The following is an 18,096-nucleotide window of genomic DNA, read 5'->3' as shown; positions in this document are numbered from 1 at the left end:
CTTCCTCCTTTATATTTAGTTTTACAAAACATTAGTTTACATAATAAATTTATTGAAAACTCTTATATCAAAAAACTCGCGATTATAATTTTCGCGAGTTTTTTATTACACTGCTGATATAGCAAATCCAATTGCTTTTTCTCCTAAGTGAGTACCAATAACTGGACCAAAATGACCAATTTCTACTTCAACACCAGGATGTCGTTCTTCTAACTTCTGCTTCTCTTCTAATGCAACTTCTAAATTATTCGCATGAATAACATACATTTTAACTGGACAGTCAAATTCTGTTTTGCGTTGACCTAACACTTCTTCTGCTCGACTAAAAGCTTTCTTACTTGAACGAATTCGCTCAAAAAGAACAATTTTTCCCTCTTCAAATGTTAGAACAGGTTTAATTTTTAACATTCCAGCAACTAATGCTGCACCATTGGTTAAACGCCCACCTCTAACCAAATTGTTTAAGTCATCCACAATCATATAAGCATTAGTATGTTCTCTAATAAAATCTAAATGAGTAATAATTTCTTCTAATGATACATTTTTATCTGCTAAATCTAAGGCTGTTTCAACCATATGGCCCATAGGCATACTTGTTATTTTCGAATCATAAGGGACAATCTTAACCCCTTCTACAGCATCTGTGATAGTATTCAGATTCCTAACAAATCCAGAAATACCTTCCGATAAATGAATACTAATAATAGTATCATATCCTTTAGAAGCTAACGACTGATAAAGTTCCAAGGCTTCTCCCAAAGCTGGTTGAGAAGTTGTAGGAAACTCCTTGCTGTTTTTTAGCAAGTCGTAATATTCGTCTGCCTCAATATCAATTCCTTCATTATAAATCTGTCCATCCAATATCACAGGAATAGGAATGACCGACAAATCCGGATGCTTACTAATTCGTTCTGGCAAAAAAGCGGTACTATCTGTAACTACTGCTAATTTCATTTTCTATCCTCGTTTCAAACAAATTTCAAACATTATTATAAATATAGCACAAATTCAGGTGGTTATAAACGACCGGATGGCTATTTTTGTAAAAATTCTCGAATTGCTGATTGATTCATTTCAGAATCAATGACTAAGACACTTCCAGCATGATAAGTTTCTCCATAATACCACGAACCTTCGACAGGTATGCTTAAGCGATCAACACCACTTGCTCCTTTTGCAATTGAAAAGGTGTTTTTCAATAAAAAACTGATCGGTAAATCAGTAGAAGCATAACCCATCACTTTTCCAGCTGCATAAGGTAATTTAATAATAGACAATGGGTTTTTCATTTGACTAAATACCGCATTCATCACTTGCTGCTGACGTCTAACGCGACCAAAATCTCCTTCTTCATCCATTCGAAAACGAGCATACTGTAGTAACGTTAAACCATCCATTTTCTGTTGACCTTGTTGGATCGGAACTTCCAAATAAGTACTCATGTCTTTTTCAGCTTCAATATCTACCCCACTTGGGAAAAGTGTATCAATGACCTTTTCAAAAGTTTGGAAGTTTACACTTGTATAATATTTTGTTTCAATACCAAAGTTTAAAGAGAGAGTTTTTCTGACTAATTCTGCCCCTCCATAAGCGTAGGCAGAATTTAATTTGTCCTCTCCTATATCAGGGATATTCACATAAGTATCTCGCATGAAAGAAATTAATTTAGGTTTTTTAGCTGGGCCATCTAATTGTAATACCATAATAGTATCTGCTCGAGAGGTTTCTCCTTCTCGACTGTCATTACCGATCAATAAGATATTGTTTGCCCCTTCAGAGCCAGAAAACCCATTAAATGTCTCAACTTCCATTTTATAAGAGTCGTCCATGTTCGCAACAAACTGGCCTGCAAAAAAAGCTCCTCCAGAATAAATCAACACTAATAGAAGTAACTTAATTAAAAAACGAAAAATCCGATGCTTTTTACGTTTTTTTGGTTTTCTTTCATAGTTATCGTAATATTGATTCGATTGTTTCTTATCTTTTCTTATTTTTTTAGTTTTAGGAATTTCATGAACGTCATTTAGATAATCATCCTCATAGAGGGATTCAGCTAAAAATTCTTCAGAGTTTTCTTGTTCTCTTTTTTCTCTAGCCAATTCTCTATGGGTACGAATTGGATGTTTACTTGCTTGTTTTGATTCTTCGTGCACCTTTTTATATCGGTCCATACGACTCATATCAATTGTACCTCCATAGTTGTTTCTCATTATAGAATACATGACTAGATTTAGAAATCAATCAAAAAGATAAAATTTAAGATTTTTCTAGTATTTTTTCCATAAAAAAAACTATACCACAAAAGCATAGTTTATTGAAAAATTTTTACAGGATAGCTACCAATTTCGCGAACTTCACCATTTAATAACCGAACCTCTTCAATGGCATTACATATTAATTGTTGGTTATCATCTAAATTCAAATCAACGATAAAGAAATATTCTCCTAAATTCGTTTTTAAAGGTCTAGATTCAATTTTGCTTAAATCAATTCCTCGCCAAGCAAAACACGATAAAACTTTATGTAAAGCTCCAGGTGTATTGGCAGGTAAGGTGATAAATAATGTATTCCTAGCTGGTTTTCCTAAACTCGGAAAACTAATTTCTTGCTTCGTAGTCGTTAAAACCCAGAAGCGAGTCTGATTAAAGGCATTGTCTTGAATATCAGCTGCTAAAATATCCAAATTGTATTGACTGGCTGCTTTTTCAGAGGCAATAGCTGCACATTCTTGCTCTGGATGATTCCGAACAAATTCTGCAGCAAAAGTTGTTGAAGCAACAGCTTCCAAAGGTATATTCGGATAGGTAGATTCCAAAAATTTTTGAGATTGCGCTAGCGCCTGAGGATGAGAAAGAATCTTTCGGATTTTTTTTCCGGGAATTCCTAACAATTGTTGCCGAATTGGCAAGACAATTTCACCTACTACAAAAATATCTTTTTGTTGAAATAATCGATCGACACTAGCATGGACCGAACCTTCTAAAGAGTTTTCGATTGGCACAACTGCAAATGAAATATCTTTTTGTTCTAATGCTTGAATACATAACGGGATTGATGGATATGCCATCAACTCTTCTTCTTCACCAATTTCATTTGCTGCTTGGAAAGTGAAAGAATTTTTAGGTCCTAAATAACCAATTTTCATTTACTCACCTACTTGTTTTAAAATTTCTTCTAAGATTTCTTCAGGTAGTTTATTAGTTGTTTCAACAATGATTGTTCCACTTTCTTCATAAAGAGGGACTCTTGGTAGATAAATCTCAGCTATTTCATCTTTCGATTTTTCTTCAGCCAAGGGACGTATATTTTCATCATCGGATTGAATTCGATGAATCAATTCCGTTAATTCTGTTTTCAAATAGATGACATGCGGAAGTTTTTTTAAAGACTTTCGATTTTCTTCACTTAAAACAATTCCTCCGCCAGTAGAAATCACATGTTCTTCAGCAATAATCTCTTGAAGGACTTCTGATTCGAGTTTTCTAAAAGACTCTACACCGAATTTTTCAAAATATTCATCAATACTCATACCAATTTTATCTACAATCAATTGATCAATATCATAAAAATTTCTGTTGGTTTTTTTTGCTAGAAGTTGTCCAATAGTCGTTTTTCCAGCACCCATAAAGCCAATTAGAACAATTCCAGACATTTAATTGCCTCCTTGAACAAGTGATTGGACATCATCAAAAAATGCTGGATAAGAAATTGCGACCGCTTCTGGACGCTCTAGTTCAACTTCATCTTCACTTATCAATGCCGCAACTTGCAACATCATCCCAATTCGATGATCACCTAAACTAGAAACAGTCGCGCCATGAAGAGGTGTTGGTCCATTGATAATCAATCCATCTTCTGTAGCTGTAATATCTGCACCCATTTTTCTTAATTGATCGGCAGTTGCATCAATTCGATTTGTTTCTTTGACTTTTAATTCTTCTGCATCTCGAATAATTGTTTGTCCTTCTGCTTGAGTCGCTAATAACGCAATTACTGGCAATTCGTCGATTAAACGAGGAATTACATCGCCCCCAATTTCTGTTGCCTTCAGTTTAGAAGTACGAATAATCATGTCTGCTGATTGATTCTGAGTATCTTCATTGATAATTTCTAAATCCGCACCCATCTCTTCCAACACTTCCACAATTCCAGTTCTTGTCGGATTGATTCCAACATTTGTCAAAGTGAGTTCACTATTTGGAGTAATTGCTCCAGCAACAAGGAAAAAGGCAGCAGAAGATATATCTCCAGGAACCGTTACATCTTGTCCAATTAATTTTTGCGGACCAGTAATCTTGATTTCTTTATCTGATACAGTGATTTCACCACCAAATTGCCGAATCATCTCTTCTGTATGATTTCTAGAAACTTCTTTTTCAATAATTGTTGAAGTTCCCTGCGCTTGCATCGCAGCAAAAATAATCGCTGATTTAACTTGTGCACTAGCAACAGGCATTTGATACTCAATAGGTACTAAATTGGTAGTTCCTTGAATCGTAATTGGAGGAAACTCACTATTATCTTTACCATGCATTTGAGCGTTCATTTCTCGTAAAGGAAGCATCACTCGATTCATCGGTCGTTTGCTTAGAGAATCATCACCAAATAAAGTTGTTTCAAAATCAGTTCCTGATAAAATCCCCATCATTAAACGAATTGTTGTTCCTGAATTTCCGATATCAATAGGTGAATCGACTGCTTTCAAACCTTTAAAGCCTCTTCCTTTAATAGTAATGGTTTTTCCATCATCTTCAATTGGAACTCCCAAGGCTTTAAAAGCATTTAAAGTGCTTAAACAATCTTCTGCTCTTAAGAAGTTTTTTACTGTCGTTTGTCCTTCAGCCAAAGCTCCAAACATAATACTACGATGAGAGATAGATTTATCTGCAGGTACACGAATGAACCCTTTTAATGCTTCTGCTTGTACTAATTTCATAAAAACCTCCTGATTTTCCTTTGACTGTTATTTCAACCGACAAAGATACTCCGTTTTATTTTCAATATGTTCCTTTCCGACAAGTAAATCATTTTCAGATTTAAAGGTGATTTGTAAAACTCCAATGATATCTTCTCTAGTTTCCAAAATTTTGACGTTAATAACCGAAATTCCTTCTTTTGCAAGCAATCCCAAGATTTCGGCAATTGCTCCTGGTCGGTCAGGTACATCGACAAATAAATCGTAGAAAGCTGGAATCGCTCCGTTACTATGAATCGGTAATTTATCACGGGTATCTTTGGCGTTTTCAAAGAATTTGTATATTGCTGATTTTTCTTCATTTTCTAACCACTGAGTCACTTCAGACATTTTATTTTGCCAAACTTGAATCAATTCAATCAACGAATGACGATTGCTTAAAAGGATATCCGTCCACATTTGTGGATCAGAAGAAGCAATTCGTGTAATGTCTCGAAAGCCACCAGCAGCCAGTTGTTTAGCTCTAGGGTGGCTCTGATTAAAGACATCCGCTTGATTGACCAATCCGGAAGCAATAATATGTGGTAAATGACTTAGCATACCAGTTATCTGATCGTGTTCTTCTGCAGATAAAATCACATATTTCGCTCGTGTGCCCTTAAATAGTTCTTGTAATTCAGAAACTCTGTCGGCAGTTTTTTCTTCTGTTGGTAAAGTAAAAATGAAATAGGCATTTTCAAATAAATCACCATTTGCTGCAGTAACACCAGATTTATGTGAACCAGCCATTGGATGTCCACCAATAAAATCAAATGATAATACTTCACCTAGATTCATTACTTCTTGCTTAGTGCTCCCAACATCGGTTACCAGAACATCATTTTTTAAAGGTAATTCTGTCAACTGCTTGAGATAATCCAAAGAAGTTTTTATTGGAACTGCTAATAAAATTATATCTGCTTCTAAGGCTCCTAATTCAAACGATTCTGGAATTTCATCGACAATCTGCTTATTTAAAGCAATTTCGCGAGTTTTTTCAAAAGAATCCCAGCCGATTAGATGGACAGCCAGATGTTCATTTTTAATCGCTATAGCCAAGGACGCTCCAATCAGTCCTAAACCAACAATAAATACCTTTTTTTTCATGCCAACCTCCATCTAAATTCTTTTAATAATTCTTCAAGTACTCACGGTAATTGTTAACAGCATCAACTAATTCCTCAAAAGAGTCACTTGAAAATTTTTCCAAAATTTCATTCGCAACAACTGTAGCTACAACACTTTCTGCTACAACACTAGCCGCAGGAACTGCCGTACTATCTGAACGTTCAACACTTGCTTTATAAGGTTCTTTGGTATCTATATCCACACTTTGTAAAGGTTTATATAGAGTTGGGATAGGTTTCATCACACCACGAACAACAATTGGTTCCCCATTGGTCATTCCACCTTCGAAGCCACCTAAGTTATTACTACGACGAGTGTAACCTTCTTCTTCATTCCATAAAATTTCATCCATCACTTTAGAACCTGGTAAAACGCCGGCTTCGAAACCAACCCCAAATTCGGCTCCTTTGAAAGCATTAATGCTGACAACGGCTTGAGCAATTTTAGCATCTAACTTTTTATCCCATTGCACGTAACTGCCTAAACCCGCAGGAACACCACCAACTAGTACTTCAACTACACCACCAATTGTATCACCGTTACGTTTTGTTTGATCAATTAATTGACGAATCTCAGTTTCTACTTTTGGATCAACTACCCGAACATCTGAAGCATTCGAAATTTCTTTGACTTCACTAACAGTAATCCCTTCAGGAATGGTTGCTTTAATGCCACCTAACATCGTAACGTGTCCAGCCACTTCAATATTTAGTTCAGATAAAATCTTCTTAGCAATTGCACCAATCGCCACACGCATCGTAGTTTCTCTGGCAGATGAGCGTTCTAAAACGTTGCGTAAATCATCATGATGGTATTTCATCCCACCCACTAAATCGGCATGTCCTGGTCGAGGTCTAGCAACTCGTCTTAAACGTTTTTGCTTTTCCTCTACTTCTTCAATACTCATGACTTTCGTCCAGTTTTTCCAGTCTTTATTTTCCACAACTAGAGTAACAGGTGAACCTAAAGTTTTGCCATGACGTACACCGGATGTAATTCGCACTCTATCTGTTTCAATTAACATTCTCCCACCACGACCGTACCCGGTTTGGCGACGAATAAGTTCTTGATTAATATCTTCTGCGGATAAAGGCATACCTGCCGGCAACCCTTCAATAATTGCAGTTAATTCTGGTCCATGTGATTCTCCTGCTGTAAAATAACGCATCTTGTTTCCTCCTAGTTAATATATTCTTTGATAGATTCAATTGGAATAGAAACAATTTTGGCTTTTCCGATTTTTTCCAAAAGAATAATATTCAATTGTGACCCTCTTGCTTTTTTATCATGAGTAATGGCTTGATAAATCGACTCTGAATCCAAATTCTCTAATTTGGTTGGTAAATGAAATTTCTCGATCATTTTTTTTAATTGACTTGTGGTACCTTTGGGTGTTTGTCCTATATTTTCAGCCTGTTGGTTAATCATCAGCATTCCTACTGCAACGCCCTCACCATGACTCACCACACCATATCCAGCTGTATTTTCAATTCCATGACCAATTGTATGCCCAAAATTTAAAGTTAAGCGACTACCATTGTCAAACTCATCTTCTTCTACTACTTTTCTTTTCACTTCTAGTGAGGGCAAGATAACTTCTTCGGCTCTTGTTAATAATTCAAATTCATCTTCTAATGAATCTAGTAATTGCCAAAGATGCTCATCAGCAATTGCAGCGGATTTGATAATTTCAGCAATGCCTTCACGTAAGCGCCGATCATCCAGAGTATTTAACACCTCTGGATCGATTAAAACTCCTTCTGGCTGAGAAAAAGTTCCCACTAAATTTTTTGCATTTTTTGTATTAACAGCTGTTTTCCCGCCAATACTTGAATCGACTTGTGCTAGTAAAGTTGTAGGAATTTGTAAGAAATGAATGCCTCTCATGTAAGTAGAGGCGACAAAACCAGCTAAATCTCCAATCACTCCCCCACCTAATGCAATGATTCCATCACTTCTGGTAAAACCGTTCTCTGCTAATAAATCATATAGTTTTGCGGATTGCTCTAAGGATTTACTCCCTTCACCCGCAGGAACAATAAACGTACTAACTTGAAAGTCTTGTTCGGTTAATGATTGAGCCACTAAATCTCCGTATAATGGTGCAACATTAGAATCAGTAATAATCGCTACACGTTGTGGCTGCCAAATATTGCTAACCCATTCGCCACATTTTTTCAATAGGTTGCGTTGGATTTCTATCTCATATTGATGATTCGTTAGGGTTACCGTCAACATTTCATACACATCCTTGTCTTTTCTTGAAAATCGAATTCTTTATTTTACGTCACGCAAAGATTTCATTGCCTCAAAAATGACTTCTACTTCATTCATCATTTTTAGGTAGTTCTTTTCATTTAGTGATTGTGGGCCATCTGACCAAGCTTTAGCTGGATCTGGATGAATTTCAACAATCATACCATCTGCACCAGCTGCTACTCCAGCACGTGCCATTGGAGGAACTAAATCCCAAACTCCTGTACCGTGACTTGGATCCACAATAATTGGGAAATGACTTAATTTTTTAATAATCGGTACAGCACTTAAATCAAAGGTATTTCTTGTTGCCGTTTCGTACGTACGAATTCCACGTTCGATAAAAATTACTGGGCTTTTTTCAGAAATGGCAATGTATTCTGCTGCATTTAACCACTCATCGATTGTTCCAGAAATTCCTCGTTTTAAGCCGATTGGTTTTCCGGTTTGTCCTACAGCAGCTAGTAATTTAAAGTTCTGCATATTTCTTGCACCAATTTGGATGATATCACTATATTTTGCAACTACATCAATATGTGCCTCATCCATAACTTCAGTGATCACTTTTAAGTCATATTCATCAGCTGCTTGACGAATGTATTTTAAGCCTTCTTCTTCTAAGCCTTGGAAAGCGTAAGGAGAAGTCCGTGGTTTGTAAGCTCCTCCGCGTAAAATTTTCGCTCCCCCTGCTTTAGCCATACGCGCCGTTTCACGAATTTGATCTAGGCCTTCGATAGAACATGGACCAGCCATCGTTACAAAACTACCATCACCAATTTTGACGCCATCAACATCTACGACAGTGTCTTGAGGATGGAATTCTCTTGAAGTTAATTTGTAAGTGTTACTAATTCGAACAGTTTTGTCTACTCCTTCATAACTACGAAAAGCAACATCTTGTATGTTACGTGTATCTCCGATTAGACCTAAAACAACTTGTTCACTTCCTTGGTTGATTTGTACATCTAACCCACTATCTTTAATTCGCTTAATTACTACATCTACTTGTTCTTGTGTGGCACTTGGTTTCATAATTACGATCATTGTCATTTCCTACTTTCTATTAACTATTTTCTATGATTGGTTTAATTTTTTCAATAGGCATTTTAGTCCCTGTCCAAAGTTCAAAAGAAGCTGCTCCTTGATAAATAAGCATCCCTAAACCATTAATGGTTTTTGCGCCTTTTTCTTTGGCTTGTTTTAATAGCAATGTTTCTCTAGGGTCATAAATGGCATCATAAATGGTTAAATCTACTCTCAATAACTGAGAATTTTTAATCGGCGATTGCTTCTCTTTCATCCCTACACTTGTTGCATTCACTAGCAAGTTTGATTTTGCTAAAGCTTCTGCTAGTTTTTGTTCTTCATTCCATTCAGTTATGATAATGGAACAATCAGTTTCTTCCATAATTTTTTTTATTTTTTCTTCCATTTGGTCATAATTTCGACTTTTACGACTAAAAATATAAATTTCTTTCATCCCATCTAAAGCCGCTTGAGTCACCATTGCAATGGCCGCTCCCCCAGCTCCAAGCAATGTCATGGTTGTTCCTTTAATACTTACCTTTGCTTCTCGAAGACTTTCGCAAAATCCAATTCCATCGGTGTTGTGTCCAATTAATTTTCCTTCTTGATTCACAATAGTATTAATTGCTCCAATTAATTTTGCTGATCCAGAAAGTTCATCCATGTAAGGGATAGCCGCTATTTTGTTTGGCATCGATAAATTCGCTCCTAACATGTCAAAGGTACGAATCGTTTGGATACTGTCTGCTAATGTTTCATTTGAGACATCAAAAGCGAGGTAAATTGCATCAATATTGGTTTCTTTAAAAGCTAGATTATGCATTTTTGGTGAAATGCTATGCTTAGCTGGACTAGCGAAGAAACCAACCAAACGTGTATAACCACTAATTTCATTTTTTTCCACTATTTTCCTCCTTTGTCTAATAAAAAAAAATGCCCACTGATAAATAAATCTACAGTGAACATCTTGATACTCAAAAAAAGTATAAAATATATATTCGCCACCATAGATTATTATTGATCTATGTGGCTTCTCAAATCGTTACAAATTCCCTTAGCCATCATAGATACAAACTGAGTGTTTGCATCCATGGTTGTCATGAACACAAACCTATCTAAAATAGCTAAAGTAGTAATTATTCAGTTGTGGTTTACGTGTTGTAATTTTCATAAAAATCGCTCCAAACTGATGTAAGATTGAACTTAGTATATGTTTTTCATGAGAAGTTGTCAATAATAATATTAAATTTTCTTTATTTTCTTTATTTTCTGTTATTTTGTGCTGATTATTCATAATCAAAGTGAACTAGAAATTTGCAAAAAAACTGGGTAAGTACATTGGTCGTGTGAGATCTCCAAGTGTTTAAGAGCAATCTCACACGATCATTGTAGAATTTTATGAAAAGATAGGCTGAAAGTTAGTCTTGTCTTATTTGATTGTACATCATAATAGCTTAGTATTTATTACTCATAAGTAAAAAAGTACTGCTTAAATAACTTCTTCAAAAAAAGCTAGTAAATCTTGCATGGTTAACTTTTCTTTCTCTTCAGCCGATAAATCTTGGACAATTTCGCCTTTTTTCAAAACGATTAGTCGATTACCAAAATTTAAAGCATCTTCCATTCGATGAGTAATCATTAAACAAGTCAGTTGCTTTTCTGCTACACGATTGGCAGTAATTTCCATCAATTGTTTAGATGTTTTAGGATCTAAAGCAGCGGTATGTTCGTCCAATAACAGTAATTCTGGTGTTTGAATTGTTGCCATTAATAAGCTTAATGCTTGTCTCTGACCACCTGATAAGTGTCCAGCTGGAGTATCTAAGTGCTGTTCTAGTCCATTCCCGATTTCTTGACATAATTGATAAAAAAACTCCCGATTTTGTTGCAACTGACGCAAGCGGAAAACTCTTTTTTGTCCACGACCTTTGGCTAATAATAAATTTTCCGCAACGGTCATTCGAGGAGCCGTTCCCATTTTTGGATCTTGGAAAACACGGGAAATAAATTGGGCTCTTCTTTCTTCAGTATGTTGGCTAACGTCTAAATCATGAATAAACACTTTGCCACTTGTTAGTGGTAAGGTCCCTGAAATTGTATTAAACAAGGTGCTTTTACCGGCTCCATTTCCACCTAAAACCGTAATAAAATCCCCTTCATTGATAGAAAGATTGACATTATTTAACAACACTTTTTGTTCTGACGAACCATTGTTAATGATTTTTGTCGCTTTTTTCATCTCTAAAATAATCATTATGCCTCCTCCTCTTCCAAACCAGTTTTTAAATTAAGTGCTTGTTTTAATTGAGGAATTAATAGGCAAATAGTTAAGACAATAGCTGAGAAAATCTTCAAATAAGTTGTATCAAATCCTAAACGAATAATCAGTAAAATTAATAACTGATAGATAATACTTCCAACGACAATCGCTAATAAACGTTCGAAAAAGGTCAGTTCTCCAAATAATACCTCTCCAATAATAATCGAAGCTAACCCAATAACAATGACTCCTGTTCCTTTGCTTACATCCGCATAGCCGTCATTTTGAGAAATCAAAGCACCTGCTAATGCGATAACGCCATTTGATAAAACTAGTCCCATAATTTTCATTCGATCGGTTTTAATCCCCATAGCTCGAGACATTTGTTCGTTATCTCCCGTAGCAATATAAGCTTGACCAAAATCTGTATTAAAGAAAAATAACAATAAACCAATTAATAGAATTAAAACAATCAGCCCTAAAAGAACCGTGTCAAAATAATTGGGTAGATTCATTTTAGTGAATATATCTAAAATTCGACGTTGATTTAGTAAAGATAAATTTGGTGTTTGCATAACAAACAACATCACTGAATTTAAAGCTGACATAACCAAAATTCCTGATAAAATTACTGGTATTTTCCCTTTAGTGTAAAGCAGTCCTGTAACTAAACCAGCGCACATCCCTGCAAGTACACCTAAAAGAGTAGCTGTCAAAGGAGAAAAACCTCTCACGATAGCTGCGACACAGACTGCTCCACCTAATGGAAAAGTTCCTTCTGTTGTCATATCAGGAAAATTCAGTATACGATAAGTCATAAAAATACCTAAGCCCAGTACCGCCCATAAAAACCCTTGACCGATAGATGAAATAATCATTCTGAATCTCCTCCAACAATTTTTGCAGTTTCGTATAATTCTTGTGGAATATCAATTCCTAAAAAGTTTGCTTGTTCTTCATTTAAAATAATTTCGCCTGTTTCAAAAGTATAAATTGGTGTGGTTGCAGGATCCGAACCATTTAAAATATCGACAACCATTTTCCCAGTTTCTTTTCCAATAGTATACTGATCAATACCAATTGTTGCTAATCCACCTTGTTCAACCATCGTATCAACAGAGGTGATAATCGGTGTTTTGGATTTGTTAGCTTCACCAACCACCGTTGGCATCGCATTGGCAATCGTATTATCTAACGGAATGTAGATAAAATCGACTAACTCGCTCATTACCTGAACAGTTTGAGTAATTTCGTTTGTCGAAGGAATTGGATAAGTTTTTACTTCTAATCCAAGTTCTTCTGCAGCTTTCGTTGCCTCTGCCACTTGGTATTTTGAATTATCTTCAGTGGATGAATACAACATCCCAACAACTTTAGCATCTGGAACTAATTCTTTTCCTAGACGAATTTGTTCATCTGCTGGTGCTTTATCAGAAACTCCCGTAATATTTCCACCTGGATTTTCTGTATCAGCCACTAAGTTTGCTCCAACTGGATCAGTAACTGCGCCTAAAACAATTGGAATTTCAGTTGTTTTATTTGCTAAAGCTTGGGCTGCTGGCGTTGCAATCCCAACCAAGACATCGGATTGTTTATCAATTAATTGTTCACTCATTGTAGCTAGTTTACTCTGATCAGCTTGACCATTTTGAAACTCAATTTTTAAGTTTTCTCCATCAACAAATCCCGCCTCCGCTAAAGCATCTTCAATTCCTTCTCGAATCGCATCTAAAGCTGGATGACTGACAAACTGTAAAATCCCTACTGTTTTTACTTCTCCGTTTTCTACTGGAGTTGCCTCTTGACCACTTGATTTTCCTGCTTGATAAGCAAAAACGCCAATTAGTACAATAATAATTAGTGCTAGACTTGCCATTAATCCTTTGTTTTTCATGTTGATTTCCCCTTTATTATAGTTTTTATACTCAAACACCCTAAATCATTCAAACAAAAAAGCAACTGCTTGCGGCAATTGCTAAACAAAAACCGCATAGATGAAAGAATCTATGCGGTCGTATATACGAAATATTTCCGACATAGATACAAGCTTTAGAATGTTCTCTAAAAAGTTGTATCTATGGAATGAAGTCCATCAATACAACTACCTACGCCAATTTTGCCATAATAGTACAAATGTGTATGCGTTAAATAGTTTCATGATTTACTCCTCCTTCATTAAAGTTGAAATAAGAATACCCCACTCTCTTTGAGTAGTCAAGTCTAAAATTGAATTTTCAGATAATTGATTACTCCGAGGTAGTTTCTGTTGTTTCTTGATCGGAATTAGATGTGACATCTTCTCGTTGATTATTAATCGTCCACATCGGCAAGCGATTTAGCTCAGGAATAACTAAATCCGCTGCTTGATGCTCAAAAGTAAAGCGATTCTTTTCTTCTCCTTCTTCAAAGAAAACAAAGGTTGCTTCATTCGAATTAATTTGATACTTCTTCTCTATTGCTTCCGTACCATAGACAATCGGATAGTAGTAAAAGGTACGATTTAATTCTTCTTCTCTTTCCTGCAATAATTGAAGGATTTGATTGTACTGACTACTCTCAGGCTTGACAAACATCACTGAAATGGCTTGAGTCTCTTTAATCATTTTATCTTCTTTATTGTAATCTAGTGGTACAATCGATTCAATTGGAATGCTTTCCGTTACTAGATAAGAGAGTTGCTCTCTACGTACTCGATGATTAAATGCAATCATTGAGAATGTAAACAAACTAACAAGAATGACTCCTACCACGGAATAAATGATTGTTTTTTTCTGATCCTCATAGATGACGTCCTCAAAATCATACCAAAGATTTTGAAACGTACGTCTGATAGTTTTTAAAAATTCCAAAGGGAACACACCTACTTTTTTAGATTCTCTTTTCATTTATACCCACATACTAGCAAGTAATAGCGGTTGTCGTCAAGAAAACTTATGATTGATTGGCATTTTTTTGACTATCTTTGATATAATAAGAACAGACTAAAAAAGAAACGAGGGATAAACGATGTCTTTTGATGGTGTGTTTACCCATTTAATGATTCAAGAATTATCTAAAGAGCTTTTACACGGAAGAATCAATAAAATTCAACAGCCTTACGACAATGAAGTTGTCTTAATTATCCGTGCCAATGGAAAAAATCAGAAATTACTTCTTTCCGCTCATCCAAGTTATTCCAGAGTTCAATTAACTTCGATGACTTACTTGAACCCAGAAACACCCCCTAATTTTGTAATGATGTTAAGAAAGTATCTAGATGGTGCGATTTTAGAAACAATTGAGCAAGTCGAAAATGATCGTGTCATTCATTTCACATTTAGAAAAAGGGATGAATTAGGAGATCTACAACAAGTTGTTCTAGTTGTTGAATTGATGGGCAGACATAGTACAGTCCTTTTATTAAATAAAGAGACCGGGAAAATTTTGGATGCAATCAAACATATTGGTACTTCACAGAATACCTATCGTTCTTTGCTTCCAGGAGCTGACTATATCACTCCGCCGAAACAAGATACACTAAATCCATTTACTGCTCAAGAGACAGCTGTTTTTGAAAAACTTTCTCACTTAGATGAATTTTCAGGGAAAGCTCTGCAGTCACAATTTCAAGGACTAGGCAGAGATACGGCAGATGAATTAGCCTATCGATTAACTCAACGCTCAAATGAAAAAATAAAAGTTTGGAGAGAATTTTTTGAAGAACTTTCAACAAAACTCCAACCAACATTAACAAGAAATGAAAAAAGAGAGTTTTTTACGCCCCTTCCTTTTTCTTCTTTACAGGGAGAAAAATTTTTCTTTGATAATTTGAGTCAGCTTCTAGATGCTTTTTATCATGAAAAAGCAGAGCGTGATCGTGTAAAACAACAAGGTAGCGAGCTATTAAAGAAAGTCGAAAATGAATTTAAACGAAATCAATCAAAACTTTTAAAAAGACAGCAAACATTGACTGATTCAGAAAATGCAGAAGAATTTCGCCAAAAAGGAGAACTTTTAACGACTTATATGGTACAAGTTCCTCGAGGTGCAGACAAAGTTGTTTTAGAAAACTATTATGATGAAAATCGCCCTCTGGAGATTTCTTTAAATCCAGCATTAACGCCGAATCAAAATGCTCAACGCTATTTTCAACGTTACCAAAAGCTTCGTAATGCAGTAAAAGTCGTTCACAAACAAATTCAAGAAACAACGGATGAATTAAACTACCTGCAGTCTGTGATTGATCAATTAGAGCTTGCTGGACCAATGGATTTACACGTTATCCGAGAAGAATTAATTGAACAAGGTTATATTAAAAATCGACAACAACAAAGAAAAAAACAAACAAAAAAATCTCAGCCCGAACAGTTTATTGCTAGCGATGGTACCGAAATTTTCGTGGGTAAAAACAATCTGCAAAATGACCAGTTGACCATGCGGACCGCGAGAAAATCTGACTATTGGCTACATGCCAAGGATATTCCTGGCTCCCATGTAATTATTCGTAGCGATCAACCTACAGAAGAAACGATTTTAGAAGCAGCAGAATTAGCTGCCTACTTTTCTAAATACCGTCATTCAGCCCAAGTACCGGTTGATTTGGTCCAAGTAAGACATATTCGAAAACCTAATGGAGCTAAACCTGGTTATGTTATTTATGAAAATCAAACGACTTATTTCGTCACTCCTGAAGAGAAGAATATATTAAAACTAAAAGTTTAAAACAAAAATGCATGAAATCTGTTTTAGAAACATTGATTTCATGCATTTTTGTTATGATTTATTTGATAATTTTCTATTCACAATAAAAAACAGTTCGATCTTTTGTATCTTGAATCGGACGATTATTGTTTTTTAATACTTCTTCTCGAAATTCTTCGATGAATAAACGACTCATTTCTCCTACCTCATCAAAAACAAACCAGTTGACTGGTCCCATTGTAGGTGGAGTCGTTAGTGAACCTACATAATGAAAATGACTCTTTTGTACAGGTAAAAAAATCTCAGGGTTAAACCATTGATTATGACTTTCAAAATCCCAAATACTATCATCTTGAGCATTACAGATCCAATGTAGTTTTTCTGTTAAGTTAAATAGAACTCCCACTACTAAGTTTTCTTGATCTTTATTTGTATGCACTAAATGGAATTCTAATTCTGTTTGATTATCATCAATGATATGTTCACTAGGCATATGAAAATGGATATCTGTTAATACGTACTTTATTCCTTTGAAAACAACGTAACTTTCTGTGTTATATGGAACAAAATGAATGGTATTCTTAAATTCCTTTTCAGTAAATTGTTCTTTTTTGTAATGAAAATCTAAACGTTCGTCTCCAATTTCTTTTGTATGGTTATGCAGTAAATGAATGGGTGATTGATAAGGAAATTTAGCTCCATCTGCATACCAATCGCATAATGTATGCCAATATTCTGGACCATTAGAGCCTGAATAACTCCATTCAACATCCATATTTCTTTTTATCGTCAAAAAAATTTCCTCCCCTAAATAGTACGAACTCAACATACTATTTTTGCAGTTATAAACAGCCCTGACAAGTCTACGTCAAGGCTCTTTCAATATGCTATCAGAATTTATTCAAAATGAACATTGTTTTGCACTTTTTTTTACAAAAATTCATTGTGCATTTTTATACAATACGAGTTGATTTTTCCCTGCATTTTTTGCTTGGTACAATGCCACATCTGCTTCAAGAAATATTTCATTCAAATTAGTTGTATCCCTTTTTGCAGTGTTACTTAGCCCCATGCTAATCGTCAAATTAATGGTTTCTTCATTCCATTCGATTTGTAAATCAGCTATTTTTTTACGAAAAGCTTCTGAGAATTCCACAACTTCTTCCACATTCAATTCTTGAAAAAGAAAACCAAATTCTTCCCCGCCATAACGACAAAAAATACTATTCGGATAATATACCATAAGCGATCGAATTTCCTGAGCAAATCGTTTCAACACATAGTCACCACAAGGATGTCCAAAACGATCGTTAATCAGTTTAAAATTATCAATATCTAAAATTCCACCAATCAGCATGGTATCTAAACGAGCATCATTGATTAATTGATTTCCTACTTCAGTAAACGTCTGACGATTAAAAATGTTAGTTAAATAATCGTATTTAGCCTTGTTATGCAGCTCATTTAGCAACCGTTCTTTTTCAGTGATATCATGTAGTAACGCATATTTGGAGCGAATAACCACATGCTTTATGGTCTGAAGAGCAACTTCGTAGACACGCTCTTCTCCATTTACTGTGATAGTAACTTGCTTGGCTCCTTAATATTTATTTAATTTTTTAAACTTTTAGAACAAAACACCTCAAGCCTATCGATGACCGGCTCCAGTTGGTCCTACGGTCGACAACAGCAGTCTTCGTTGTGTAGTGTAGCGAAGAGATTAGAAAGATAACTGTGAATAGTAACAAGTTATTAGGAAACTTCCAGTGAGCCTTTTTTACTGTTCTTTGTA

Annotated in this window: 17 protein-coding genes; 1 reads left to right on the top strand and 16 read right to left on the bottom strand. The window is 35.3% G+C overall.

Annotated elements, in window-relative coordinates; genetic code table 11:
- Nucleotides 1–105 precede the first annotated feature (105 nt).
- The 14 genes from AC4BBX_RS01805 to AC4BBX_RS01740 form a co-directional block, all read right to left on the bottom strand.
- The gene (locus AC4BBX_RS01805; RefSeq protein ID WP_490454769.1) at nucleotides 106–954 is read right to left on the bottom strand and encodes a DegV family protein; all 849 of its coding nucleotides are present in this window, start codon (nucleotides 952–954) and stop codon (nucleotides 106–108) included.
- A gap of 80 nt (nucleotides 955–1,034) precedes the next feature.
- Complete coding sequence (locus tag AC4BBX_RS01800; RefSeq protein WP_490454768.1) at nucleotides 1,035–2,180, bottom strand: LCP family protein; 1,146 nt, start codon at nucleotides 2,178–2,180, stop codon at nucleotides 1,035–1,037.
- 131 nt (nucleotides 2,181–2,311) lie between these two features.
- Nucleotides 2,312–3,145 (bottom strand): prephenate dehydratase, encoded by an 834-nt coding sequence (gene pheA / locus AC4BBX_RS01795; protein WP_490454767.1) that lies wholly within the window; start codon nucleotides 3,143–3,145, stop codon nucleotides 2,312–2,314.
- Nucleotides 3,146–3,652, bottom strand: coding sequence for a shikimate kinase (locus AC4BBX_RS01790; protein ID WP_490454766.1), 507 nt, complete (start codon nucleotides 3,650–3,652; stop codon nucleotides 3,146–3,148).
- Nucleotides 3,653–4,936, bottom strand: a complete 1,284-nt coding sequence (gene aroA, locus AC4BBX_RS01785) for a 3-phosphoshikimate 1-carboxyvinyltransferase (RefSeq protein WP_490454765.1) — start codon at nucleotides 4,934–4,936, stop codon at nucleotides 3,653–3,655.
- A gap of 27 nt (nucleotides 4,937–4,963) precedes the next feature.
- Nucleotides 4,964–6,061, bottom strand: coding sequence for a prephenate dehydrogenase (locus tag AC4BBX_RS01780; RefSeq protein WP_490454764.1), 1,098 nt, complete (start codon nucleotides 6,059–6,061; stop codon nucleotides 4,964–4,966).
- Nucleotides 6,062–6,083: 22 nt separating this feature from the next.
- A complete protein-coding gene (gene aroC, locus AC4BBX_RS01775; protein WP_490454763.1) occupies nucleotides 6,084–7,250 on the bottom strand; it encodes a chorismate synthase in 1,167 nt (388 codons plus the stop codon).
- Nucleotides 7,251–7,261: 11 nt separating this feature from the next.
- Nucleotides 7,262–8,320, bottom strand: a complete 1,059-nt coding sequence (gene aroB, locus AC4BBX_RS01770; RefSeq protein WP_490454762.1) for a 3-dehydroquinate synthase — start codon at nucleotides 8,318–8,320, stop codon at nucleotides 7,262–7,264.
- 39 nt (nucleotides 8,321–8,359) lie between these two features.
- A complete protein-coding gene (gene aroF, locus AC4BBX_RS01765) occupies nucleotides 8,360–9,382 on the bottom strand; it encodes a 3-deoxy-7-phosphoheptulonate synthase (RefSeq protein WP_490454761.1) in 1,023 nt (340 codons plus the stop codon).
- Nucleotides 9,383–9,401: 19 nt separating this feature from the next.
- The gene (aroE, locus tag AC4BBX_RS01760; RefSeq protein ID WP_490454760.1) at nucleotides 9,402–10,268 is read right to left on the bottom strand and encodes a shikimate dehydrogenase; all 867 of its coding nucleotides are present in this window, start codon (nucleotides 10,266–10,268) and stop codon (nucleotides 9,402–9,404) included.
- 585 nt (nucleotides 10,269–10,853) lie between these two features.
- Complete coding sequence (locus tag AC4BBX_RS01755; RefSeq protein WP_490455742.1) at nucleotides 10,854–11,621, bottom strand: ABC transporter ATP-binding protein; 768 nt, start codon at nucleotides 11,619–11,621, stop codon at nucleotides 10,854–10,856.
- A complete protein-coding gene (locus AC4BBX_RS01750) occupies nucleotides 11,618–12,502 on the bottom strand; it encodes an ABC transporter permease (RefSeq protein ID WP_490454759.1) in 885 nt (294 codons plus the stop codon). Before AC4BBX_RS01750 ends, AC4BBX_RS01755 begins: the two co-directional genes overlap by 4 nt.
- The gene (gene trpX / locus AC4BBX_RS01745) at nucleotides 12,499–13,518 is read right to left on the bottom strand and encodes a tryptophan ABC transporter substrate-binding protein (protein WP_490454758.1); all 1,020 of its coding nucleotides are present in this window, start codon (nucleotides 13,516–13,518) and stop codon (nucleotides 12,499–12,501) included. The genes AC4BBX_RS01750 and trpX overlap by 4 nt, the downstream gene beginning before the upstream one ends.
- A gap of 352 nt (nucleotides 13,519–13,870) precedes the next feature.
- Nucleotides 13,871–14,509 (bottom strand): hypothetical protein, encoded by a 639-nt coding sequence (locus AC4BBX_RS01740; RefSeq protein ID WP_490454757.1) that lies wholly within the window; start codon nucleotides 14,507–14,509, stop codon nucleotides 13,871–13,873.
- Between the two features lie 121 nt (nucleotides 14,510–14,630).
- Between AC4BBX_RS01740 and efbA the strand changes: the two genes are divergently transcribed.
- Nucleotides 14,631–16,325: a fibronectin-binding protein EfbA gene (gene efbA / locus AC4BBX_RS01735; RefSeq protein ID WP_490454756.1), complete on the top strand. Its 1,695-nt coding sequence runs from the start codon at nucleotides 14,631–14,633 to the stop codon at nucleotides 16,323–16,325.
- 73 nt (nucleotides 16,326–16,398) lie between these two features.
- Here efbA and AC4BBX_RS01730 read toward each other — a convergent pair whose 3' ends face one another.
- Together AC4BBX_RS01730 and AC4BBX_RS01725 are read right to left on the bottom strand one after the other, a co-directional pair.
- The gene (locus AC4BBX_RS01730) at nucleotides 16,399–17,079 is read right to left on the bottom strand and encodes a carbonic anhydrase family protein (RefSeq protein ID WP_490455741.1); all 681 of its coding nucleotides are present in this window, start codon (nucleotides 17,077–17,079) and stop codon (nucleotides 16,399–16,401) included.
- A 165-nt stretch (nucleotides 17,080–17,244) separates the two neighbouring features.
- Nucleotides 17,245–17,829, bottom strand: a complete 585-nt coding sequence (locus AC4BBX_RS01725; RefSeq protein ID WP_490454755.1) for a GGDEF domain-containing protein — start codon at nucleotides 17,827–17,829, stop codon at nucleotides 17,245–17,247.
- Between the last annotated feature and the right edge of the window lie 267 nt (nucleotides 17,830–18,096).

It is taken from the genome of Enterococcus sp. AMC1157 (assembly GCF_058216555.1).
This window is presented reverse-complemented; position numbering and strand designations above follow the sequence as displayed.

What these genes read in the sequence shown, in the direction of transcription:
- AC4BBX_RS01805 (WP_490454769.1), bottom strand. Translation starts at nt 954, where the DNA reads ATGAAATTAGCAGTAGTTACAGATAGTACCGCTTTTTTGCCAGAACGA.
- AC4BBX_RS01800 (WP_490454768.1), bottom strand. Translation starts at nt 2,180, where the DNA reads ATGAGTCGTATGGACCGATATAAAAAGGTGCACGAAGAATCAAAACAA.
- pheA (WP_490454767.1), bottom strand. Translation starts at nt 3,145, where the DNA reads ATGAAAATTGGTTATTTAGGACCTAAAAATTCTTTCACTTTCCAAGCA.
- AC4BBX_RS01790 (WP_490454766.1), bottom strand. Translation starts at nt 3,652, where the DNA reads ATGTCTGGAATTGTTCTAATTGGCTTTATGGGTGCTGGAAAAACGACT.
- aroA (WP_490454765.1), bottom strand. Translation starts at nt 4,936, where the DNA reads ATGAAATTAGTACAAGCAGAAGCATTAAAAGGGTTCATTCGTGTACCT.
- AC4BBX_RS01780 (WP_490454764.1), bottom strand. Translation starts at nt 6,061, where the DNA reads ATGAAAAAAAAGGTATTTATTGTTGGTTTAGGACTGATTGGAGCGTCC.
- aroC (WP_490454763.1), bottom strand. Translation starts at nt 7,250, where the DNA reads ATGCGTTATTTTACAGCAGGAGAATCACATGGACCAGAATTAACTGCA.
- aroB (WP_490454762.1), bottom strand. Translation starts at nt 8,320, where the DNA reads ATGTTGACGGTAACCCTAACGAATCATCAATATGAGATAGAAATCCAA.
- aroF (WP_490454761.1), bottom strand. Translation starts at nt 9,382, where the DNA reads ATGATCGTAATTATGAAACCAAGTGCCACACAAGAACAAGTAGATGTA.
- AC4BBX_RS01750 (WP_490454759.1), bottom strand. Translation starts at nt 12,502, where the DNA reads ATGATTATTTCATCTATCGGTCAAGGGTTTTTATGGGCGGTACTGGGC.
- trpX (WP_490454758.1), bottom strand. Translation starts at nt 13,518, where the DNA reads ATGAAAAACAAAGGATTAATGGCAAGTCTAGCACTAATTATTATTGTA.
- AC4BBX_RS01740 (WP_490454757.1), bottom strand. Translation starts at nt 14,509, where the DNA reads ATGAAAAGAGAATCTAAAAAAGTAGGTGTGTTCCCTTTGGAATTTTTA.
- efbA (WP_490454756.1), top strand. Translation starts at nt 14,631, where the DNA reads ATGTCTTTTGATGGTGTGTTTACCCATTTAATGATTCAAGAATTATCT.
- AC4BBX_RS01730 (WP_490455741.1), bottom strand. Translation starts at nt 17,079, where the DNA reads ATGGATGTTGAATGGAGTTATTCAGGCTCTAATGGTCCAGAATATTGG.